Origin of the sequence: Cyanobacterium sp. Dongsha4 (assembly GCF_036345015.1) — a bacterium.
Classification (GTDB): domain Bacteria; phylum Cyanobacteriota; class Cyanobacteriia; order Cyanobacteriales; family Cyanobacteriaceae; genus PCC-10605.
Map to the genome: position 1 here is coordinate 3419702 of NZ_CP084098.1, position 24546 is coordinate 3444247.

The following is a 24546-nucleotide window of genomic DNA, read 5'->3' on the forward strand; positions in this document are numbered from 1 at the left end:
ACAGAAGATATGCAGTAGCTTAACGAATAAATATGGACATTTTAATTGTTGAAGACGAAAGGGAAATCGCCCAATTGATTAATAGTTGTTTAAGTCGAGAGGGTTTTGCTTGTCATCATGCCTATGATGGAATCACTGCCCTTCAACAGGCTCAAACTATTCAACCAGACTTAATTATCCTCGATTTGATGTTACCCCAACTAGACGGGTTAGAAGTCTGTAGTCGCATCCGTAATCAGGGTATGACAAAAGATCCCTATATTCTCATGTTAACGGCAAAAGGAGAAGAGCTCGATCGCATCATTGGTTTATCTACAGGGGCAGATGATTACTTAGTCAAACCTTTTAGCCCCAGAGAATTAGTTGCCAGAGTTAGAGCATTACTACGCCGTAGTTTACGCCACGAAAAACAGTCACAAATATATGAAACCTCCCACTTTATACTCAATTTAGACGAACATATCGCCACCCGTAAACTAGAGAATCAACCCCAAGAAGAATTAGACTTAACAGCCCTTGAATTTAATTTACTTTCTGCCTTCATTAGTTATCCCGGAAAAGTTTGGAGTAGAGAGCAATTAATTGATAAACTATGGGGGGCAGATTTTTTCGGAGATGAAAGAGTCGTTGATACTCACATTCGCCGTTTACGCAAAAAAATTGAACCGAATCCTGCCCAACCTTCTTTTGTTAAAACTGTTGTCGGTGTAGGCTACAAATTTGAAGATAATTAATCATAATTAGCGTTAAGTGACAATATTTCTACTAACCAACTCTGAACCCCGAACCCCGAACTCAAATCATGCAACCTTTTGACTACACAACCCTGAAAGCCGTTTGTTACTCCCTCCAAGAAAATTATATTCCCTCTCGTTTAGAACAAGTTTACCAGTGCGATCGCACCTCTATTAGTCTTTGTTTGAGAAATATTGAGAAAAAATCATGGTTAACCATTTCATGGCATCCTCAAGCCGCCAGAATTTGTGTTGGTAATCCGCCCCCTCGTGGTAAAGACACTTTTACTTTTAGTGATCAACTTAGACACTTAATTAACGGTTATGCTTTGATAGGGATAGAAATAGTCAGCGATTGGGAAAGAGTCATTGATTTTCAGTTTGCACAACGCCCCAATGAATCGCCCTTAAATCATCTTTACGTGGAAATCATGGGTAAATATAGCAATGTCATTCTCACCAATGCCGACAATCAAATTATCACCGTTGCCAAACAAGTTACCGCCGACAAATCTACCTTACGCACCGTTGAAACCAGTCAAATTTATCAACTACCTCCACCACTAACAGGAAATATTCCTAAACTAGAAGAATCTCAAGAGACATGGCAAGAAAAAGTTAGTTTAATACCCGGAAGAATAGATAAACAACTAATAAAAAGTTATCGAGGAATTAGTCCTAATATTGCCAAGGAATTATTGCAAAAAAGCGATATAGATTTAAGTAAAACCAATCAAGAATTAACACAAAATGAGTGGCAAGAATTATATAAAAATTGGCAAACTTGGTTAACATCTATAGAAAAAAATCAATTTTATTCTCATCTAACATCCCAGGGATATACAGTTTTAGGAGAACCAAACCAAGCAGAAAATATTAATTTTGTTATTAATAAATACTATAATCAAAAAATATATCAAGAAAATTTTATTCAACTTAAGCAACAGCTACAACAAAAAATAAAAAATATATTAAAAAAATTAAAAACAAAAAAAAATAAATATTTAGAGAAAATAAAAGAATCTAATAACTGCGAAGTTTATAGTAACAAAGCTGATTTACTAATGGCTCACCTAAACCAATGGCAAGTGGGAATGAAAGAAATAACTCTTAACGATTTTACCACTGGAGAGCCAGTAAAAATTAACTTAGCTCCTGACAAAAATATGATTCAAAATGCCCAAATATTGTACAAGAAATACCAAAAATTGAAAAGGGCAAAACAAGCAGTTAAACCTTTGTTAGACGAAGTGAACGAGGAAGTAAATTATTTAGAACAAATAGCAATAAATTTGCAACAATTAGACTATCAAGAAAAAGACGATTTAACAACTCTTCAGGAGATTAAATCAGAATTAATCAATCAGAAATATATAGAAGATAAACAGTATCGAAATAATGACAACAGTGAAGAAGAATCTCAACCGAGAAGCTATAAAACACCATCAGGTTATGAAGTTTTAGTCGGGAGGAATAATCGTCAAAACGACATTCTAACCTTCAAAACTGCCACCGATTATGATTTATGGTTTCATGCACAAGAAATCTCAGGCTCTCATGTTTTATTGCGTTTAAACGCTGGAGATGCACCAGAAGAAAAAGATTTACAATTTACTGCAAACTTAGCCGCTTATTACAGTCAAGGTAGAGAAAGCGAACAAGTGCCTGTAATTTACACTAATCCTAACCATGTTTATAAGCCAAAAGGAGCAAAACCCGGAATGGTTATCTATAGCAGGGAAACCGTTATTTGGGGTAAACCATTATTCAACTAAGCACTTAGCAATTAAAAATTAGTTTCTCCCTAATTTGCCAACTTCTCAATCCCCCTAAAATAAACATTTTCTGGCAATCTAAAATTTTTTGCGTTTTAAAAATTGAACTCAGGTTAAAGCTGATCGACATGGGGTATGATGAAAAATGTAAACTTTTATTGAGCAAAATTGCTAATGGTTGCAACACCAACAAAAATTAATTACGACATTAAAGACATTAACTTGGCTGGTGTCGGTAAGCAGAGAATTGAATGGGCGGCAAGAGAAATGCCTGTTTTAGCTCAAATTACCGAGCGTTTTCGTCAAGAAAAGCCTTTTGCCGGTATCCGCTTAGTGGCTTGTTGTCACGTTACTACTGAAACCGCAAATTTAGCGATCGCACTTCAAGCAGGTGGTGCAGATGCTATTTTAATCGCTAGTAACCCTCTTTCTACTCAGGATGACGTTGCCGCTTGTTTAGTTAAAGACTACGGTATTCCTGTATTTGCTATCAAAGGGGAAGATAACGCCACTTATCATCGTCACGTACAAACCGCATTAGATCATAAACCCAATATTATCATTGATGATGGTTCTGACGTAGTGGCTACCCTTGTTAAAGAAAGACAACATCAACTAGCCGACTTAATTGGTACAACAGAAGAAACCACCACAGGTATTGTCCGTTTAGAGGCAATGTTTAAAGATGGTGTACTAACCTTCCCCGCCATGAATGTCAATGACGCAGAAACCAAACACTTCTTCGATAACCGTTATGGTACAGGTCAATCTACCCTTGATGGTATCATCCGTGCAACTAACGTTTTATTAGCAGGTAAAACCCTTGTGGTTGCTGGTTATGGCTGGTGCGGTAAAGGTGTCGCCATGCGCGGGCGTGGTTTGGGTGCCAATGTTATCGTAACTGAAATTAACCCCGTAAAAGCGATCGAAGCGGCAATGGATGGTTTCCGTGTAATGCCTATGGCTGAAGCCGCCACCATTGGTGATGTTTTTGTAACCGTAACAGGTAATAAACATATCATCAGAGAAGAACATTTCGCCGTCATGAAAGATGGTGCAATGGTTTGTAACTCTGGTCACTTTGACATTGAAATCGACCTAGAAGCCTTAAAAACTCTAAGCACAGAAATCAAAGAGGTTCGTAACTTTACTCAACAATATATCCTCAAAAGCGGTAAATCCGTAATTGTGATTGGCGAAGGACGTTTAGTCAACTTAGCCGCCGCAGAAGGACATCCCAGTGCGGTAATGGATATGAGTTTTGCTAACCAAGCCTTAGCTTGTGAATACTTAGTGAAAAATAAAGAGACTTTACAACCCGGTATTCATTCTATTCCTACCGAAGTGGATCAAGAAATTGCCGCTTTGAAATTGCAGGGAATGGGTATTAATATCGACTCCTTAACCCCTGAACAAATTGAGTATATGAACTCTTGGACAGTGGGAACTTAATTTGAGACGTTAGGTAGGGTGTTAGGGAAGTAGGGGCTTGGGGTTTTGGGGTATTCGGGGATTGGGGAGAAACTTATTCTTAAAGTGCTGAAGCTACTAATTACTAATTGTTTATTACCTTTGCCCCTTGCCCCTTGCCTTTTGCCCTTTACTCTTTTATTTTTTCGCACTTATTTATTTAGCTAGAAAAATTAATTATGAAAGCCTTTTCTTGTATTGTAGGATTTATTTTATCAATACTATTATTATTAACTCCTAATCATGCTCTCGCCGCAAGTTCATCGGCTGTTACTTCTACCATTGATAATAAAGATTTGAGTCAACAAGATTTTTCCTCTCAAAATTTGCAATCAATGGAGTTTAGTAACGTGAAATTAAACGGTGCTAATTTCAGTAATAGTGACTTAAGAGGTGCTGTTTTTAATGCCGCAAGATTAGAAGAAGCTAATTTTCACGGAGCAGATATTACTAACGGTTTTATTTATGTGACTAGCTTGAATAGAGCCGATTTAACTGATGCCATCTTACGAGAGGCGATTATGAAACGCACTACTTTAAAAGGTGCTAATGTTGATGGTGCTGATTTTACTTTTGCCGTTTTAGATAATGAGCAGGTAATCGAACTTTGTAAAAATGCTCAAGGTATTAATCCTGTAACTGGTGCTAGTACCCGTCAATCATTAGGTTGTCCTTAAATTCATCTCTTCATTTGGGCATAAGCATCTCAGATTTAGTTAGGTATCAGGTATCAGGTGACAGGTTTTAGGTTTTAATTTATTACGAATGACTAACTAGCATAATCTTTTCAACGCCGCAAATTTTATATCGAACTCAGATTAAATATCAAATTAAACTCTCTTCAAAACTTTTTAACTCTTAACTGATGTTACGCAAAAAGATAATTAACCTCAGTTCGGTTTAAGAACATCCAACAAGATTAGGTGTCAGGTTGCAGGTTGCAGGTGGTAGGGGTTGAATATATTTAACGTCAGTTCGGGTTAAGGCAATTTTATCGTTATTTCTAAGAAGAAGCTATAAGGTTTTCTGACTACGAGAAAATAATGCTTTCAGCTTATCCAAAACTCAGGTTAATTAGTTGTTGTTTTGAGGTGTCAGGTATCAGGTTTAAAGTCAAAAAAATTCACCCTTTTTTCTTTTGACTTAGTTTTTCGATTAAACTATGTAACATTCTGCCAATTTCTTCACATTTGTTTAAATTAACTTTTAATTCTTGCTCTTTAAGATAGCCTAATCGTCCTACAATCATCAAATGAGTTTTTAGTTCTTTGAGTGAGCCATTTGCAATAGAAAGATGACGGATATAATTACCCAAATGATTTCTCCCTTTTGCTTCTGCGATGTTGGCAGGAATTGAAACTGCGGCTGTTTGTATTTGACTACTTAAACCATAAATTTCTGTAGCTCTTAAATTAAAAATATTTCTTTGTTTATGGTTAAAAGATTATAAGTTGTTATATTTGTCAATTTTCGATATTGAAAAGCTATAATGTTTTCATTTCTAATTCTCCAGATTCAATGTGATTAACAAATAAACAATCTTTAACATAGACTCTAAGTAATAATAAAACATTGGTAATGTCTATATTTTATTTGGGAAATTAAAGTCTATAGATAATCTGTAATCACATATCACGATGTTCAAATTATTTGTTCTGAGTTATTGATTTTAAGGAAAAATCTAAAACATTATTTTAGGTAAATAAATATTCTTTCACAATAGTTTTTAAATAACCTAGTAGTTATATATATTTTGAATATAATGTCTATTAACAACGTCAATTCACAAGGTTTGACTCTATTGTTTAACTCTTATTTTCCCAGAAACAATCAAAATATTATCTCTGAAAATAAGCAAAAATCAGTGAATAACAATTTTCTAAATCAATATCAACTCTCCCTAATTGATAATTTTGTGGATGGGATTGCTTTGTTAGTAGATGAAAAATTCGTTTATTTGAATCAAGCCCATTTGAGCTTATTTGGCTATAATCAGGAAGAATTATTGGGGCGATCGTGGCTTTCTCTTTATAATTCATTAGAAGGTTTAAGGATACAAGAAGAAGTTTTCCCCATTTTAAGAGAAAAAGGTTTTTGGCGAGGAGAAGCAAAGGGTTTAAAGAAAGATAAAACAGAATTTTGGCAAGAAGTTTCCCTTCAGTTAATTGACAGTCAAACAGTAATTTGTAATTGTCGAGATATTAGCGAAAGAAAAATCATGGAACAAGATTTAAGTCGTAGCCATGATTTATTAACTATAATTGAAAATGCCCAATCTCAATTCATTGCTAACGGAGATAAAGGACTTTTATTCGATCATCTTTTAGAAAATCTTTTAACCCTGACTGGTAGCGAATACGGTTTTATCAGTGAACTAGATTACAACAAAGATGGAAAAATAGAGTTAGGTGATAGCTATATGAAAAATATTGGCAAACCTTTTCTTAAAGTTCACTCTATCAGTAATGTGGCTTGGAATGAAGAAACCATCCGTTTATATGAAGAAACTCAGGGTAGAGGCATGGAGTTTCATAACTTAAATACTCTGTTTGGAGCAGTGATTTATACTGGTAAAGCAGTTATTTCTAATTATCCTTCTAAAGATAAGCGTGGTAGTGGCACTCCTCAAGGACATCCTCCCTTAAATTCTTTTTTAGGTATTCCTTTCAAATCTCATGGGCAATTATTAGGTATGGTAGGTATAGCCAATAGGGAAGGTGGTTACAACTCCGAATTAGTGGAATATTTACAACCTTTTGTTTCTGTCTGTAGTAACCTGATTGATGCTTATAAAATAGAAAAACGTCGTCTCGAATCGGAAAGACAACTAAGAAAGAATCAAATTGCCCTTCAACAACAAGAAAGAGTCATTAAAAATTTATATCAGATTTGTTCTTCTCCTCAACTCAATTTTCAACAAAAGCTACAAGGCATTTTCACTCTGGGGCGTAAGGCTTTTAATTTGGATGTAGCCATGTTAACTAATATTGATAATAGCTATTGTCGTATTGTACAGTGGCAAAGCAGTCCTAAATATAGGGAAATTTTTAATCGAGAAATAACTTTAAATTTAGAAGATAGTTTTTGTTTTTTGGCTTATCAGGAAAAAGAGCCTTTTAGTATTGATCATGTGAGTAATTCTGATTACACCTGTCATCCTGCCCATATTAATTTGAATATAGAATCTTATTTAGGTACAAGAGTAGAAGTTTTTGGTAATAGTATTGGTACTTTATGCTTTTTTTCTCTCGATTCTCGTGGTGTGACAATAACTAGCATCATGAAAGAACAAATTAAGTTAATGGCGCAATGGATTGGTTATGAGCTGGAAAAAGAAAAATCAGAGGCATTGATTCAACACCAATTCAAGCAAGAAATTTTACTGAAAAAAATCACTCAGGAAATTAGGCAAACTCTCAACTTCGATCAATTATTTGACACTGCGGCTAAAACTATTCTCAATGCTTTTCAGGTAAATCGCTGTCATCTGTTTACCTATGATAAATCTCAGTCTTCTTGTTTAACCATGGTAGCAGAGGCAATAAAAGGAGATTTTCTGCCTATGTGGGGGGCAAATATAGACCTTTCTGAAGGTAATGATCATTTTAATCAAGTAATTATGAGCGATCGCGCTTTGGTTAGTAATAATGTTTATCAAGACCCCCTCCTTGAACCTATGACTCCTTTTTGTCAGGAAATTAATCTTAAATCAATGTTGTGTGTACGCACTTCCTATAAAGACGAAGCTAATGGTATTATTGGACTACATCAGTGCGATCGCTTCCGCCAATGGACATCAGAAGAAATAAATTTATTACAAAGTGTCGCCGAACAATTAGGTATTGCCATTAGTCAAGTGAGATTATTAGAGCAAGAAAAACAACAAAAACAACAACTAGAAAAACAAAATCAAGCCCTCTTAAAAGCAGAAAAACAAGCAAAAGAAGCCAGTGAGGCAAAAACAGAATTTTTAGCTTCCATGAGTCATGAAATTAGAACTCCCATGAATGGCATTATCGGCATGACAGAGTTGCTATTAGATACCAAATTAAATTCCGAACAGAAAAACTTTGTAGAAATTATTAACCATAGTAGTAATACTCTATTAACCATAATTAATGATATTTTAGACCTATCGAAAATTGAATCAAAAAAAATCGAGTTAGAATCAACCACCTTTAATATTCATGAATGCTTAGAATCTGTCATCAGTCTTATGGAATTACAGGCAGAAAAAAAAGGCATTAATTTAATTTACGTAGCCAATCCTCAAGATAATTATTGGTTTAAAGGCGATGTTACCCGCTTAAGGCAAGTTGTTTTAAACCTAGTTAGTAATGCAGTCAAATTTACTCATCAAGGGGAAGTTATCGTGCGTTTGAATGTAGCATCACAAGAACTTGACTCTTGCTATCTAAAAATTGTTGTGGAAGATACAGGTATAGGCATTCCCCAAGATAGGAGAGAATCAATTTTTCAGGCATTTTCCCAAGTAGATGCTTCTACAACCCGTCAGTATGGAGGAACAGGTTTAGGTTTAACCATTGCCCGAAAGTTAGTAGAATTGATGGGGGGAAGTTTAACAGTTAGTAGTATTGTTGGTAAGGGATCAAAGTTTAGTATTTCTTTACCAATGGAAAAAACCAATGATGAAAACGATAAATACCTTTCTCTAAAACAACAACATCACTTAAGAGGGAAAAAAGCCCTAATTATTTCCGATTCCACCGTCATGACGGAAATGCTTAGTTTACAAGCCCTCGCCCTTGGTTTAGAAAGTCAGATTTGTCATAGTGCTAATTTTTCCACAGATCAACTACATCAAGTTGCTGTTGTCATTGCCGATTATCCTCTACAACATCTCAATCGTTTTGACTTAGCAGAATCTCTTAAATTGTCTCATCCTAACTTAGCCCTCATTTGGCTAACTCCTCTTAGTCTTGTTACCAAAGAAAATTTAGCTCAAACCTGCCCCTTTGTAACAGTTATTACTAAGCCCGTTAAACAATTCCAATTATGCGACACGATTCAAAAACTATTAATAAAAAATGAAATAGTATCAAGCAATAGTATTTTTTCATCTCCAAAGCAACAAAATCTTATTTACAAAGACATTTCTATATTGCTAGTGGAAGATAACTTGGTCAATCAAAAAGTTGCTCGTTTGATGTTAAATAAATTAGGCTACAAATGGATTGAAATTGCTAACAACGGTTTAGAAGCCATTAAAATGATTCAAAATAAAACCTATCAATTAATTTTTATGGATATGCAAATGCCGTTACTAGATGGTGTTACCACAACCAAAGAAATTAGAAAGTTAGGAAATCAAATTCAACAACCTTGGATTATTGCCATGACTGCTTCTGCTTTATCTACCGATAGAGATAGCTGTTTAGAGATTGGCATGAATGATTATTTAAGTAAACCAGTAAAATCAGACAGTATTATTCAAGCCTTAAAACGATTTGAATCTTTATCTTGTTTAGCTTCTTGAATCCAACTTTGAATCAGGGAAAAAGAAGGACATAAATCCCGACGATGTAAGTTGGCAACCTGTAACTTTAAAATTTGTTTTTGTAATTGAGGAGCATTACACTGGCTTAATTGAGCAACGGAAATAATGCCAGAGTGTAAAATTAAACCGCAATACTCAACTCCAACACTAGGTAAATGAGCTAAGTCTGCTAAAGCAAACCATTTATGGACATAACGGGAACTAACACCTATTTTTTGTGCTAATAATTCTCTATCCTGTTTATTTTTGCCCATAACTAGCAACTGCTCTATATTGGTAATTCCCAGATTTTGCAATCTATCAATATCCGTTTTTTGCATACCGGGTAGGTCAGAAATTGCGATCGACATTTTTAATTCAAATATTATGGGTAACGACTCTTTTATCCTCTAAATTCAGAAACAAGAAGTCAATCAGGGGCAAAGGGCAAGAGGCAAGGGGCAAGGGGCAAAGGTAAATAGTTGATAATTAATAACTTTTAACTCGTTTCTCCCCAATACTCCAATACCCCAACATTTCTTTCAGAACCCCGAACTCCTAACTCCCAACTCTTGCCATTATCTCTAAGAAAAGATAGAATTTTTAACATAAAATTAATACTTTAGGGATATTCTATCAAAAAACCATAAAAGCGAAAACCCAAAAAGGTTATACTAAACTAGATCTATCCCCAAATTTAGAAAAAAAATTAAATCAAATAGGAGGAGCGTAGTCGATGGGACTACCCTGGTATCGAGTACACACAGTTGTAATTAACGATCCCGGTCGCCTGATTGCGGTACATTTAATGCACACCGCACTAGTCGCAGGTTGGGCGGGATCCATGGCGTTATATGAATTAGCCGTTTTTGATCCTAGTGATCCCGTGTTGAACCCCATGTGGAGACAAGGGATGTTTGTATTACCCTTCATGGCACGTTTAGGAGTCACTGGCTCTTGGGGTGGCTGGAGTGTAACTGGCGAAACTGGTGTTAATCCCGGTTTTTGGTCTTTTGAAGGAGTTGCGATCGCACATATCGTCCTCTCTGGATTACTTTTCTTAGCCGCCGTATGGCACTGGGTATTCTGGGATTTAGAATTATTTACCGATCCCCGTACAGGTGAACCCGCCTTAGATTTACCCAAAATGTTTGGGATTCATTTATTCTTGTCTGGCTTACTCTGTTTCGGTTTTGGAGCATTCCACCTTACTGGATTATGGGGACCTGGAATGTGGGTATCAGACCCCTATGGACTAACAGGACACGTTCAACCCGTAGCACCTGAATGGGGACCTGCAGGATTTAACCCCTTTAACCCCGGTGGTGTTGTTGCCCACCATATTGCCGCAGGAATCGTTGGTATCATTGCCGGATTATTCCACCTTAGTGTTCGTCCCCCCGAAAGACTTTATAAAGCATTACGGATGGGTAACATTGAGACCGTTCTTTCTAGTAGTATTGCCGCCGTATTTTTTGCCGCTTTCGTCGTAGCAGGTACAATGTGGTATGGAAACGCTACTACCCCTGTAGAATTATTCGGACCTACCCGCTATCAGTGGGACCAAGGATACTATCAACAGGAAATTCAACGTCGTGTACAAGCTAGTATTGCTGACGGAGCAACCGCCGAAGAAGCATGGGAGGCAATTCCTGAAAAATTAGCTTTCTACGATTACGTTGGAAACAGCCCCGCAAAAGGCGGTTTATTCCGTACTGGTGCTATGAACAAAGGTGACGGTATTGCTCAAGGTTGGTTAGGACACCCTGTCTTCCAAGATAAAGAAGGACGTGAGTTAACTGTACGTCGTCTTCCTAACTTCTTTGAAACCTTCCCTGTTGTATTAACTGATGCTGACGGTGTAATCCGTGCAGATATTCCTTTCCGTCGTGCAGAATCTGCTCTTAGTATTGAGCAAACTGGCGTAACAGTTAGCTTCTTAGGCGGCGAATTAGACGGTCAAACTTTCTCTGATCCTTTAGATGTAAAGCGTTATGCTCGTAAAGCACAATTAGGTGAACCCTTTGAGTTTGATACAGCAACCCTCAACTCTGACGGTGTTTTCCGTACCAGCACTCGTGGTTGGTTTGCTTTTGGTCATGCTTGTTTTGCCCTCTTATTCTTCTTCGGACATATCTGGCATGGCGCTCGTACCCTATTCCGTGACGTATTTGCTGGTATCGATCCTGATTTAGATCCTGAACAGGTAGAGTGGGGTATGTTCCAGAAAGTGGGTGACAAATCCACTCGTCGTGCAGAATCTGCATAATTTTTGGTTTTTATAGTAGGATGGATAGAGACAAGTTAATCTTAATTTTCTTTGTCATTTATCCTCCTAAATGTAAATCCAGTGCATTTTCATCTTGTCCAATTCAGATAGTATAGAGGAATAAAAATGGAAAGTGTAGCTTATATTTTAGTATTAGCGATGATGATCGCTGTCTTATTCTTTGCAGTAGCGTTCCGTGAACCTCCCAAGATTCAAAAATAAATCATCTGTGAAATGGGACGTTTTCACAAACTTATAATCGAACTTTTTAACTTTAGAGAAGTCTTTTTCATCTATTCTCCAGTATGAGATAGAAAGAGAAAGGCTTTTTTCATTAAATGTTGGAAAAATAAAACCTGCAACTCGAAACCCAACACCTGCCCTTATCCAATATTCTTTTAAGCCGAACTGAAGTTATTTAAGCTAAAATAGTTCATCTTTATCTTTTTAAAATTTAATTCATTATTTAAAAACAATTAAATAAACAATAATAATAAGTATTAACAATAAACATAGTTGTTACTAATATTCTAGTTTTATTATTTATTCTGATAAATTTATTCACATAAAAAAAATCGACAAGGGGTGTTGAAAACTCAAATTTCTTTTATCTAATAAAGTGACGGTAAAATAAATTATTTTGTCTGTGAGATAGAGGCAAAGATCCTGAAACCAATAGTTAAAACAATAATAAACAATATATTTTTTTACAAAAGCTAATAAACATTTTAGCTCAACTTTATATTTTTACTCATTAAAAATGATACATAAATTTTTTAATATTACTTTTTAATTATTATTTTTCTCTACTGGGAACGAGTTTGATACCCCCCTTGCTAATCATCAACAATTTTATTGCGATTTTGTCGTCTAATTAAAAATTATGCAATGTCCTTCATGTCATTTTAATCAAACCAAAGTAATAGAGTCACGAACTACGGAAAAGGCACAAAGCATCAGACGTAGAAGAGAATGCCTCCAATGTCATCACCGTTTTACAACCTATGAAAGAATAGAATTTGTAGCAATTACAGTGATCAAAAAAGATGGTAGTACGGAATCTTTCGATCGCTCTAAAGTTCTCAGAGGAATAGTAAGAGCTTGTGAAAAAACGGGTATTGAGTCAGAATTATTAGACTCTATTGTGGACAACCTAGAATCAGAAATCGAAAATCAATTTCCGAGAGAGATTACCAGTAAACAAATTGGGAACTTAGTATTAAAACAACTGAGCCAAATTTCCCAAGTAGCATATATTCGATTTGCATCAGTTTATGAAAACTTTACCAGTATTGAAGATTTTGTGGCAACCCTGAAAAAATTGCAAAATTCACCAGAAAATTCAGGAAATGACCCTGAGCCTCAATCTCCCATTTCAGATAGTGAAAACAAAAAGAATCAGACAACAAATCAAGAATGATTAACACTTGTCAAAATCTCAATTATAGTGTAGAGTAAAAATTCTGTATAATAATACTATTAATTAAAGATTTTTTATCTTTATACAAGTATTCGGTAGGGAACGACAAATCCCAAACCAATTCCGAGAGGAGTTAAAGGCTTAGGGAGAGAGGCTTTCAGGAAGTTAAAGCAAACGCCTTAGCTTTGATGAAAAAACTCGTACAACTAAGAATGTCCTAACTTTTTTAGTGGGGCTTTGTCTAAATTAACCCTCTAGTTTTTTACTAGAAGGCTTTAAACAAAACTTATTGAAAAACGATAGAGTAGTAAATTTTATATTTAATTCCTATATCTATCTAATCCTGTAAACTTGAAATTTTTTAAGTTTCTGAGGAGGGATCAGAATTATCGCAATAGTAATTGAAAATCAAAAAATAGAAGAAATGCCTATGGTCAATCAAACAGAAACCCTAAATAGTAATGTTAGCTTTACCCATGAGGAGTTTGCTGCCCTCTTAGATCAATATGACTATCATTTCAGTCCTGGGGATGTAGTTCCGGGGACTGTTTTCAGTATTGAGCCTAAAGGTGCTTTGATTGATATAGGTGCGAAAACTGCCGCTTACATTCCTGTACAGGAACTTTCCATCAATCGTGTGGATGATCCTAGTGAAGTCTTACAAGCTAACGAAACCAGAGAATTTTTTATTCTCACTGACGAAAATGAAGATGGACAATTAACTCTTTCTATCCGTCGTATAGAATATATGCGTGCGTGGCAAAGAGTTCGTCAGTTACAAGAAGAGGATGCTACCGTTTATTCTAACGTGTTTGCTACTAATCGTGGTGGTGCATTAGTGAGAGTGGAGGGTTTAAGAGGGTTTATCCCCGGATCTCACATCAGTGCTAAAGACACTAAAGAAGATTTAGTTGGTCAAGATTTGCCCCTGAAATTCTTAGAAGTGGATGAAGAGCGCAATCGTCTAGTTTTAAGTCATCGTCGTGCGTTAGTTGAGCGCAAGATGAATGGTTTAGAAGTCGGACAAGTGGTTATCGGTTCTGTACGTGGTATTAAACCTTACGGTGCGTTTATCGATATTGGTGGCGTTAGTGGTTTATTACACATTTCTGAAATTTCTCACGATCATATTGATACTCCTCATAGTGTCTTTAATGTCAATGATGAATTGAAAGTGATGATTATTGACTTAGACGCAGAAAGAGGTCGTATTTCTCTATCTACCAAGCAGTTAGAACCTGAACCGGGTGATATGCTCAAAAACCGTGAGTTAGTGTTTGAGAAAGCAGAGGAAATGGCTCAGAAGTATAAAGAAAAATTATTAGCTGGTGATGCTGAGGAAGCTAATGTTAATTCTGATTCTGTGCAAGAAGTAGCAGAAGGAGAAGAAGTTACAGCAACTGAGACAACTGAAACTTCAGATATTGAAAATCAATCTGAGGAAGAATTAACCACTACAGCAGTAGAGTAAATTACTTTCTAGTCAGTCAGTAGACTTTCAGTTCGTTAAATTTACCTGAGAGTGTAGCTGACTGTTATGAGTAAATTGGAGCATAAATTTAATGCTTTTTATCAATCATCAACTATTATTAAGCAAGGGGTTTACTTTTTTATCCCTTGTTTTTTATTGTCTGTAAAAAATGACAAAAATTTGATAAATTATGATGATGGTTTATGACTTCTTCAAAAATGTTAACGACTAAAAAAGAAACTGTTAAGATTGTTCCTCTGCCTGAACTAACTTCTGAAGAAAAACTGTTTCAAAAACAAAGAATGAGGGATGTTTATTTGTTGTTGGAAAATTTAACTTTAAAAGAAGAAGCAACCATTAAATTAATTATCGATTGTTTATATGATGTAGGTATCATCAATTTAATTAATAAAAAAATACAGAATCGCCCTTTAAATAAATTAGCGAAGATGATGGCAAATACCCCTAAACCAATTTTTAAAATTCTTGCTTGGCGGTGGGTGAGGAAAAATTTATCGAATAAAGTGACAAATTGGCTTAATAATAAAGTGAAATTTAAGTAAGAACCTGAGTTCAAGATAAAATTGTTGGTTATAGTCGGCAATAGGAAAACTTCTCTGTGTCTTCCCTTAAAAGGGCAGGGCTGATTCATTCTAAAATTTTCTGGTTAAGGCGGGGAATACCTGAGTTCGGAGTTCGGAGAGTTCGCTGCTCTCATGCACTCCCTTCGGTCGTGAACGGAGTTAAAAGTAATAATTATTGACAAAAAAGCTGAATAAATTGATTTTAAATGAGTTTTTCCTAAATTTAATAATTTTTTATTCCAAAATTGGCTCGATGATAACTCGAGGGCGCTTTATTTTTCGATACTTTTTTCATCGAACTCAGGTAGGGAATAGGCACTCTTGCAATGGGCAATAGTTTTTAATGGTTTATGGTTATAAATTGATAATCTCAACATTTTTAACTACTTCTTAATCCTCAAAGCTCTAAAACCCTATATTCTTTTACTGGCAATAGTTTGAGCGTTTTTGTATTTCTACTTTGAATCACTCCTGCCTTAAAAGGGGAGAAGGGCAACGATGCACCAAGGCAACAGTAATTAACACAGCAATTAACAATTAATTAAAAATACTTGACACCTGCCACCTGAAACCTATCCAAATCGGATATTCTTATATCGAACTAAGGTAAAATAAGGGTTTAGTACCATAATGGTTGCGTTAATAGAATTACTATATATATTTAGATTAAGATTATTATGTTTGATGCTTTAGCAGAACGTTTGGAAGATACATGGAAAAAACTAAGAGGACAAGGCAAGATTAGTCAATCTAATATACAAGAGGCCTTACAGGAAGTTAGAAAAGCCTTATTAGAAGCAGATGTTAATTTTCAAGTCGTCAAAAGTTTTGTTGCCGAGGTAGAGAAAAATGCTTTAGGTGCGGAAGTTATTTCTGGGGTTAATCCTCAACAGCAATTCATCAAGATTGTTTATGATGAGTTAGTGAAGGTGATGGGGGAGAGTAATGCCCCTCTTGCGGAGACTGATAAACCTCCGAGGGTGATTTTGATGGCTGGTTTACAGGGTGCTGGTAAAACTACGGCAACGGCAAAATTAGCTTTATATTTACAAAAACAAAAACGTAGTTGTTTGATGGTGGCAACGGACGTCTATCGCCCTGCGGCTATTCAACAGTTGATCACTTTGGGAACGCAAATTTCTGTTCCTGTGTTTGAATTAGGCACTGGGGCAAATCCTGTAGATATTGCCCGTCAAGGTTTGGAAGAGGCAAAAAATAAAGGTATTGACACTGTTATTATCGATACTGCAGGTCGGTTGCAAATTGATCAGGAAATGATGGCAGAATTAGCACGGGTGAAAAAAGCCGTTAATCCTGATGAAGTGTTATTGGTGGTTGACTCCATGACGGGGCAGGAAGCGGCAAATGTGACTCGCTCTTTTCATGAAGAAATCGGCATTACTGGGGCGATTCTAACTAAGATGGATGGGGATAGTCGTGGCGGTGCGGCGTTGTCTATTCGTACCATTTCTGGGCAACCAATTAAGTTTATTGGGGTTGGAGAGAAGGTTGAGGCTTTAGAGCCTTTTTATCCTGATAGGATGGCTTCTCGTATTCTCAATATGGGAGATATTGTCACATTGGTGGAAAAAGCTCAAGAGGAGTTGGATATTGCCGATGTGGAGAAGATGCAGAAGAAGATGATGGAGGCGAAGTTTGACTTTAATGACTTCCTCAAACAGATGCGTCTTTTGAAGAATATGGGATCTTTTGCAGGGGTAATGAAGTTGATTCCGGGGATGAATAAGTTAGGTGCAGGGGCATTAGAGCAGGGAGAAGTACAATTAAAGCGTACGGAAACAATGATTAATTCTATGACAAAGGAGGAAAGGGCTAATCCTCAATTGTTGGCTCAGTCTCCTAGTCGTCGTCGTCGTATTGCAAAAGGCTCAGGACATCAAGAAAAGGATGTTTCTCGTCTTGTTAGTGATTTTACCAAGATGCGATCGATGATGCAACAAATGAGTATGGGCGGTGGTTTACCTGGTATGGGAGGTATGCCTGGCATGGGCGGTTTAGGTGGCTTATTTGGTGGGGGAATGCCTCAACCGGGTTATCGTAATCAACCGAAGAAAAAAGCGAAAAAAGCCAAGAAGAAAAGGGGTTTTGCTGATTTATAAGTGATTGGGTATTGGGATGTTGGGGGGATGAGGTGTCAGGGAAGACGAGTTAGGAGTTAGGAGTTAGGGGTTTTTAATTCTTAATTCTCAACTATTCACTATCAACTATTCACCATTGCCCCTTTGCGGTTGCTCTTTTTCTGACAAAATTTATGGTTTAAAAATGAATAAATCTCATAAACATATAGGTGTGGCTATTATTATTAATGATAAAAAGGAAATTCTAATTGATCGTCGTTTACCTACGGGGGTTATGGCGAATTTATGGGAGTTTCCGGGGGGGAAGATAGAAGAGGGAGAAACGGCGGAAGATTGTATTATTCGAGAGATAAAAGAGGAGTTAGGAGTTGTGGTGAGATGCGATCGCATCTTTGCTGAGATTACTCATGATTATGAACAATTTACAGTAACTTTATATGTATATCTTTGTCATATTTGTCAGGGAAAACCTCAACCTTTAGAGTGTGCAGAAATATTATGGGTAAAACCTCATGAATTAAGCCAATTTGAATTTCCTTCGGCTAATCAAGAAATAATTAGTAAGTTGCAAAAAGAGTTTTCTTGATGTGATAATTTTGGGGGAAATAATGGGGTTAAATTTAAGTAAAATAACGACGAAAACGAGGATCAAAATTTGCTTTTTTCCTTTGATTACATTGATAGCAGAGAGTTTGTAAGTTACTTAAATCATTACTTCCCCCTTTTGCTAAAGGAATTATATGATCGATATTTAACTGAGTTTCGTTTTCTTTTTTACCACAACTTTGACACTGAAATTTATCTCTCTCATAAATATATTTTTTCACTGATAAAGGAATGTTTATTCTTTCTGTTTTTATATTATTTCTCATTTATTTCTTAGTAAAATATAGTCAGATATTATTTTTTATCTATTCATAACTTATAAATTGGTTTTTTATCTAAAATCATCTAGGGGTGATTCTATTTCCGATTCATCAGGAATAAACTCGATCGATAATCTTATTTTACCTTTTCTCCAAGGTTTTCTAGGTACTAAAACCTGTGCCTCCACACCATTCTTGCTCCATTCTTTTAATTCTTCTCCCGAAGTGTAACTATTAATTATCGTTGATATAAACTCATTTGCAGTAAAAGTCGTCTGTTTCATTACCCATCTAGTTTTATCATTTTTTATTTGAATTACGTCATTTTGCTCTAAATGTTCTATTTTTTGATTCATAGTTTTTTAGCTTTAATTTTTAATTAGAAATGGTGGGCAATGCCCACCCTACGGTTTTATATTGTTAGTCGAGAAGGTTGATTAAGGGTAGTTTATTCTCAAAAACTTTCATGGCTTCCAAGCAGTTATTAATTCCAGAAATAGCTTCATTATATACTAGAATATCCTGTTTAATTTCTGTCATTAATTGTTGATTATAAGCAATTTTTTCTTTGGCTTCTTGCTCTAATGTTTGCTGTAAATTATCTCTGGCAATGTCATATTGTTGCAGAATATTATCGGCTAATTGTTTTGCTAAAGGTAGCAAATTTGTCTTGATATTTTGATTTATTGTTTGTCGAAAAACTTGCCGAATAGTTGTGTTTACTTTTGGTTCAAAATCTAGTTTTAATAGTTGTCGAATTGCTGGTTCAGCTTCTACCATTGAAGAAGCATCATAGGCTTGTGATGTCTGTTTTAAGGTTTCTCGGAATTGATAAATGGAAAATGTACCTTCACTGTAAAACTGAGGTGTTTCTCTGACGTAGCGATCGCACTCTGAGGTAGCAACGGCTTTTAATGCTTGATATAGCTTGTTTTCGAGAGCTGATAACTCATCATAAATTCCTGCATCTCCATTTAATAAGCGAGTTAATTCGAGGTAAAATCCCTGTTTTCTCACTGCTGTAACCAAGTCATTGACGTAGTTAAAGACTAAATATTGCAATTCCTCAATTAAGACATCTTCGAGGGAATTGGAGATATAGTATAAAGCCTCTACTAAAACGGCAATTAGAGGGGCAGTTTGATTGCGAGGATGAGCTTTAACTGCTAGACTATAGGTTTCACTGACGGAAAAAGCGTCTAGCAATTCGTCAAGGTGATTAACAAAACGGCTTTGTAACTGTTGAAAATCTTGATTAAATTGTTTATTTTCTTGGTTAATTAGGCGGTTTACTTCTTCATCAAGATAGCTATAAAAATCATTGCCAATTTCCTGTAATTTATTATTTAAACGAGTTAATTCTTGTTGTTTCATCAACTCAATTTCTTGAGGTTGACTATACAATTCTCTTTGTTGTTTTTGATATTCTTTCTTCAAAGTTAAGCATAAAGGCTGTAAATCATCAGACAAATTTTTAAACAACTCAGGGCGTTTTTCTTCCGTTAAATAACGGGTGATTTCTTCTTTAAAAAAGATAATGCCACTATCTTGAATTAATTTATCTATTAAAGGCATTCCCCACTCTTTTAAAATTCTGACATAGTTTTGATTAGGGGTATCATAACCATTGACAGATACTCGAAAATTGGTAGCTGTTAACTTACCTGAATTAGCACAATAGTTGTTAAACTCACTGACAAATTGAGGGGTTTCTTCTTCTCCGCCAATACCTTTAATACTATCAGCAAAAATGCTATCTAAGCCAAAGCGATTTACTTCTGATGTGTTTTTAATTTGGCTTCCATAAAAGCCTAATAAACCACTGGTTTTATATACCCGATTGGTATGACTAAAATCAGAGTTAATCAAATTATCTAATCTTTGTCTTAATTGTCCAGAATACCAGGTTTCATCAATGCGATTAAAGACATAAAAAACTCTGTTTCTGATGGCAGGATTAGATTTAATTGTCTCTAGTAATTCTGTTTCTTTTTGGGTTAAATCCCCCGCAGAAGCAGGTTTCAAAACACAGATAACTAAAGACGTGTCAGGATTAGCAATTTTATCAAGGGAGAGTTTAGCATCTTTTTCGATGGGTGCGTCAATACCGGGTAAGTCAACTAAAACGTTACCATCTTCTAAAAGGGGATGATAGCAATAATAGTCAAGGCGTTTTAAGACGGCAGAATTTTTACCTCGTCTGGCATAACTGGCGGCCTCGGCGAGGTTATTAAAATTAAACTGCTCCATTGAGTAGGTGGCGTTATCATGGGGTTTAATCTTGTCTTTGTTGCTTTCAAAACCCTCCGCTAATAACATCAAGGCGTTTGCCTGTTTTGCCAATTCCGATTTATTTACTCCTCCTTCTTTGTCGATAATTTCCTGACACTTTTGCTTAATACCGTCAATGATATGGGAGTCGGTAATAGATACGTCTTGGAGGTTAATGTTTACCCTTTGAGAAATAGCAATAATTTGTTGCAAAATCTCCGTTTCACTTAAAAACGTCATCACAACCCTTTCTTTATCCAAAGGCGCATACTCGATATAACATTCAATGCCTGTGGCGTGACCTTCTGCACTATAAAGTAATTCACGCTCTAATAAAGCATTGATTAACATGGATTTTCCTGCACTAAATGCCCCTGCAAATACTATTTCAAAACGGGGTGAAATGGCTTTTCTCAGGGATGTTTCTACAGGGTAGATGTCAAAATGCGATCGCATCTCCTGATTTTTCTGTAATAATTCTAGTATCTGATTAACTTGAGAGGCAAGATTTTCGCAGTGAGGGTGAATTTTTGTCATAGTAACAAACATCTAATGCTTTAATATTACTATGATAGATTACTCTGTTAATCATTAATAATTAAAAATTTCTTAATTGCCATTGCTTTATAATTAATCTTTGTACAGGTGCGATGCCAAAGGGTTTTAAAACTTTTTCTATATCTTTACGAATTTCGTCTATTTCACTGTCAAATTTAATATCATTTCCAAAGATTTCTCTAATTAATTCAGGATTGGATTATGAGAGGTGGCCAAGATGGGGGTATTTAATTATAAGGCTAATAAGTATGAAATTATATTTTACTATGGGCGGTGCGATTGGTGCGATTGACTTATACTCGATTTAATTTTGATAGGTTATTATTAAATTCATTTACATCTAATTTATCATCTTTAAAAGGTATGTCATAAACCGCTAAAAAACCCTCCGCAGGAAGGGGAGGAAAATTTCTTAGGGATTGATATAAATTAGTTATAACATCATCTGGTACTTGGCGTTTTCGCTTTTGATTCCATTCTAAACAGACTTTTAAAGGGGTTTTTAAATACCAACCAATCCAGTTGACATTGTCATATTGTGTTAATTTTTCCAATAGAGTAATCCGCCACCATTTTTTAGCATTAGTAGCATCATAAATAATTGGTTTTCCTGCTTGAATATAACCGTCAATTTGTTTAAATATTTCTGCTTCAATTAACTGCCAATCTCCTTGTATATTTTCATCTTCAAAAAGTTGTTGTCTAATGTTATCTGTCGAGATAATTTGATAATTAAAATTTTGTTTAACCATATAATTAGCTAGAGTTGATTTTCCGCTACTAGGGCAACCAATTAAAATGTGTGAAATAATAGACATATTAAAAATATATTTTGTTTTGACAGTTATTTTTTAGATTATTTAGAAGCTGTTTGAAAAGTTTAGAAGTAGGTCAGAAATTTTGAGATTGACGTTCTAATCTTCTCACCATAATATGAATCATACTGGCAAAAATCATCATTTTACTCGTAGTGGGTAAAATTCATAATCTTTACTCAATGTTCGATAATGAAAAAATCTTGGTTTAAAAATAACTTAACTTTCACTTAATCTTAGTGGTTTAAGATCCCTTTAATTGGTTTATTATAACTGGATTTGTTTCTATCTTACAAAAAGAATCTGTTATACTAGAGTGCGATCGCCTCGAATCAAATAATGTTGATTGTCAGATTTATCTAAGTAATTTATTAGGAAAAAAACGACTAATTTTTCTCAATTAAAACAAGCATAAATAGAAACAAAAGAATATGATGATACAACAACTTATAGAATAAATTTACTAGATAGTAAGGGTAAAATTTCCTTCATTCGTAATGCTATACATAATTAATTTATAAATAAAGGCTGTTTTTATGGATTACTTTTTAGTTTGCGGTTTGGGATATTTAGGACAACATTGCGTAATTGCCTTGAAAAAATTTGGAGTGAAAGTAATTGCTATTGAAAAAAATCCTCCCTCTGATTGGGAAGTGAAAAATTTACATGAATCTTTAGATGAGTTAATTATTGGTGATTGTAGTCAACAGAATATTCTCTCACAAACTCCTATTAGTAAAATTCGAGCGGCTTTAATTGTCACAACTATTGAAAAAGTAAATATTGAAACTGCGATCGCACTTAGAACTTTAAATCCCCATACTCGTTTAATTGTAAGAAGCGATCGAGAAAATCTCAACTATTTATTAAGTAATCAATTAGGTAACTTTGTTGCTTACGAACCTAAACACCTACCTGCGAACGCTTATGCCTTATCTGCATTAGGAAAAGACACTATTGGCTTTTTAGACTTAGAAGGGGGCAAAATGAGAATTAATCGTTTGCAAATGCCTTCTCATCACCCTTGGTATAGTTACAAATCCCTTGAAGAATTAAATACCCGTCACCGTCGCATTATTACCCATTATCGTCACAATTTTCCTGACACAGAGATTAATTTCTATCAATGGAATCCTGAAGCTAAATTGCAACCCCAAGATACCATCGTCTATGTGGAAACCGAAAATAACGACTTAATGACAAAGGGTTATAATACCAATTCACCCCAAAGAAAATTATCCCAAAATATTATTCAATACATAACCCATATTCAACATCGATTTAATCGCTACTTGAAAGAATTTTGGCAATTGAATCGTAAACAACAAATTAGAAGAGTTGCTTTGGTATGTACATTAGTTGTCTTCTTATTATTAATTACTGGGACAATACTTTTTCATTTTTATTACTCCGCTATTAGTTTTGTTTCTGCCTTTTATGTCACGGCAATATTATTATTAGGAGGTTATGCAGATTTATTTTCTCCTCTTGAGCCTTTAACAGGTTTACCCGCATGGTTACAATTATTTAGTCTTCTTTTAACTCTAACTGGCACTGCTTTTGTGGGGGTTTTATATGCTTTGTTGACAGAGGCTTTATTGTCTTCTAAATTCCAGTTTAATAGTAAACGTCCTCCCATTCCAAGAGAGAATCATATTATCATAGTTGGTTTTGGCAGATTGGGACAAAAAGTAGCAGAAAAACTACAGGAGTTGAAAAAACCTGTATTAGCAATAACTCTCAATCCAATCACTGATATATCTACTGCTTTAACAATCCCTTTAATCTCTGGTCATAATTTAAACGATAGTCTTAAACTAGCCTATTTAGAAAAAGCTAAAAGTATGGTGATTGTCACGGATGATGACATTATCAATATTGAAATTGCCTTACTGAGTCAAAAAATTAATCCTAACTGTCAGTTAGTTATTCGTACTAATGGAGATACTTTAACGGAAAATTTGAGTCAACTGTTACCTCATGCTACCATAATTGACCCCTACATAGCGGCGGCGGAGGCTTTTACTGGGGCGGCTTTTGGAGAAAATATCCTCGGTTTATCTCGTTTACAACGACAAACGATTCTGGTTACTCAATATCACATTGAAGGGAATGACACTTTACAAGGTTTGCTGTTATCTGAAGTTGCCTATGGTTATGGGGTGATTCCTGTCATCTATCAAAATCATCTTGATGCTTCTAGGGTTACTTTACCTTCTGATGATATACGTTTAGCTGTAGGAGATTTATTAATTGTTTTAGCCACCATTGAAGGGTTAAAAGCCATAGAATTAGGCAAACCTCATTTAAGACAATGGCAGTTAGAAATTTTGTCCGCTCAGTCGAAGATGACTATTTTTGATGGTACAAGTGCGATCGCACGCATTTCAGGATGTTCTTTAAAAACAGCGAAGGAAGTCATGGATAATATTCCTTGTATTTTACCAGTAAGAATGTATCATCATCAGGCAGTAAGACTGAAAAAAATATTACACCAGAATCAAATTCAAAGCCATTTAGTAAGAGTTAGATAAACTTTCATATATCTAAACACTTTTTAAAACCTTCTAACTACTTCAGTTTGGAATTAAAATAAACAGATTTTGATAAAAATAGTGAATAAATTGATTTTCTTAGTTTTTGAAAATAGATTTAACGCTTACGAGAGTGTTTATTGTCTGTTGCCCATTTCCTACCTTAACCAGAGAACTTAAATG

General features: G+C 35.2%; 19 protein-coding genes. 13 read left to right on the forward strand and 6 right to left on the reverse strand.

The genetic code is table 11. The annotated features are described in order from the left end of the window. Positions 1-32 precede the first annotated feature (32 nt). The 4 genes from Dongsha4_RS14710 (at position 33) to Dongsha4_RS14725 (ending at position 4656) form a co-directional block, all read left to right on the forward strand. Positions 33-734, forward strand: coding sequence for a response regulator transcription factor (locus Dongsha4_RS14710; RefSeq protein ID WP_330203077.1), 702 nt, complete (start codon positions 33-35; stop codon positions 732-734). Between the two features lie 68 nt (positions 735-802). After that, positions 803-2509, forward strand: coding sequence for an NFACT family protein (locus tag Dongsha4_RS14715; protein WP_330203078.1), 1707 nt, complete (start codon positions 803-805; stop codon positions 2507-2509). A 174-nt stretch (positions 2510-2683) separates the two neighbouring features. Then, positions 2684-3961 (forward strand): adenosylhomocysteinase, encoded by a 1278-nt coding sequence (gene ahcY / locus Dongsha4_RS14720; protein ID WP_330203079.1) that lies wholly within the window; start codon positions 2684-2686, stop codon positions 3959-3961. A gap of 197 nt (positions 3962-4158) precedes the next feature. Further along, positions 4159-4656 (forward strand): pentapeptide repeat-containing protein, encoded by a 498-nt coding sequence (locus Dongsha4_RS14725; RefSeq protein ID WP_330203080.1) that lies wholly within the window; start codon positions 4159-4161, stop codon positions 4654-4656. Between the two features lie 446 nt (positions 4657-5102). Here the strand turns inward: Dongsha4_RS14725 and Dongsha4_RS14730 are convergent, their stop codons facing one another. After that, the gene (locus Dongsha4_RS14730; RefSeq protein WP_330205452.1) at positions 5103-5399 is read right to left on the reverse strand and encodes a four helix bundle protein; all 297 of its coding nucleotides are present in this window, start codon (positions 5397-5399) and stop codon (positions 5103-5105) included. Between the two features lie 342 nt (positions 5400-5741). Between Dongsha4_RS14730 and Dongsha4_RS14735 the strand changes: the two genes are divergently transcribed. Beyond that, positions 5742-9476 (forward strand): ATP-binding protein, encoded by a 3735-nt coding sequence (locus Dongsha4_RS14735; protein WP_330203081.1) that lies wholly within the window; start codon positions 5742-5744, stop codon positions 9474-9476. Here the strand turns inward: Dongsha4_RS14735 and Dongsha4_RS14740 are convergent. Beyond that, on the reverse strand, positions 9431-9847 hold the full coding sequence (locus tag Dongsha4_RS14740) for a DUF4332 domain-containing protein (protein WP_330203082.1): 417 nt from the start codon (positions 9845-9847) through the stop codon (positions 9431-9433). The genes Dongsha4_RS14735 and Dongsha4_RS14740 overlap by 46 nt on opposite strands. Before the next feature lie 365 nt (positions 9848-10212). On the opposite strand from Dongsha4_RS14740, the gene psbB reads away from it, so the two are divergent. The 7 genes from psbB to mutT all read left to right on the forward strand — a co-directional run bounded on the left by psbB (position 10213) and on the right by mutT (position 17905). Then, positions 10213-11745, forward strand: coding sequence for a photosystem II chlorophyll-binding protein CP47 (psbB, locus tag Dongsha4_RS14745; RefSeq protein ID WP_330203083.1), 1533 nt, complete (start codon positions 10213-10215; stop codon positions 11743-11745). Between the two features lie 126 nt (positions 11746-11871). Further along, positions 11872-11967: a photosystem II reaction center protein T gene (locus Dongsha4_RS14750; RefSeq protein WP_015220127.1), complete on the forward strand. Its 96-nt coding sequence runs from the start codon at positions 11872-11874 to the stop codon at positions 11965-11967. A gap of 661 nt (positions 11968-12628) precedes the next feature. Beyond that, positions 12629-13165, forward strand: a complete 537-nt coding sequence (gene nrdR, locus Dongsha4_RS14755; RefSeq protein ID WP_330203084.1) for a transcriptional regulator NrdR — start codon at positions 12629-12631, stop codon at positions 13163-13165. A 430-nt stretch (positions 13166-13595) separates the two neighbouring features. Continuing rightward, positions 13596-14636 (forward strand): 30S ribosomal protein S1, encoded by a 1041-nt coding sequence (locus tag Dongsha4_RS14760; protein ID WP_330203085.1) that lies wholly within the window; start codon positions 13596-13598, stop codon positions 14634-14636. Between the two features lie 203 nt (positions 14637-14839). Continuing rightward, positions 14840-15199 (forward strand): hypothetical protein, encoded by a 360-nt coding sequence (locus tag Dongsha4_RS14765; RefSeq protein WP_330203086.1) that lies wholly within the window; start codon positions 14840-14842, stop codon positions 15197-15199. A 698-nt stretch (positions 15200-15897) separates the two neighbouring features. Continuing rightward, entirely contained in the window at positions 15898-17340 is a 1443-nt protein-coding gene (gene ffh, locus Dongsha4_RS14770) for a signal recognition particle protein (RefSeq protein ID WP_330203087.1), read from the forward strand. 163 nt (positions 17341-17503) lie between these two features. Next, the gene (gene mutT, locus Dongsha4_RS14775; protein WP_330203088.1) at positions 17504-17905 is read left to right on the forward strand and encodes an 8-oxo-dGTP diphosphatase MutT; all 402 of its coding nucleotides are present in this window, start codon (positions 17504-17506) and stop codon (positions 17903-17905) included. A gap of 34 nt (positions 17906-17939) precedes the next feature. Here the strand turns inward: mutT and Dongsha4_RS14780 are convergent, their stop codons facing one another. The 4 genes from Dongsha4_RS14780 to Dongsha4_RS14795 all read right to left on the reverse strand — a co-directional run bounded on the left by Dongsha4_RS14780 (position 17940) and on the right by Dongsha4_RS14795 (position 21832). Beyond that, positions 17940-18191, reverse strand: a complete 252-nt coding sequence (locus Dongsha4_RS14780; RefSeq protein ID WP_330203089.1) for an HNH endonuclease — start codon at positions 18189-18191, stop codon at positions 17940-17942. Between the two features lie 65 nt (positions 18192-18256). After that, positions 18257-18541, reverse strand: coding sequence for a KGK domain-containing protein (locus tag Dongsha4_RS14785; protein WP_330203090.1), 285 nt, complete (start codon positions 18539-18541; stop codon positions 18257-18259). A 64-nt stretch (positions 18542-18605) separates the two neighbouring features. Beyond that, complete coding sequence (locus Dongsha4_RS14790) at positions 18606-20993, reverse strand: dynamin family protein (protein ID WP_330203091.1); 2388 nt, start codon at positions 20991-20993, stop codon at positions 18606-18608. Between the two features lie 314 nt (positions 20994-21307). Continuing rightward, entirely contained in the window at positions 21308-21832 is a 525-nt protein-coding gene (locus tag Dongsha4_RS14795; RefSeq protein ID WP_330203092.1) for an AAA family ATPase, read from the reverse strand. 533 nt (positions 21833-22365) lie between these two features. Between Dongsha4_RS14795 and Dongsha4_RS14800 the strand changes: the two genes are divergently transcribed. Beyond that, the gene (locus tag Dongsha4_RS14800) at positions 22366-24363 is read left to right on the forward strand and encodes an NAD-binding protein (RefSeq protein WP_330203093.1); all 1998 of its coding nucleotides are present in this window, start codon (positions 22366-22368) and stop codon (positions 24361-24363) included. Positions 24364-24546: the final 183 nt, after the last annotated feature.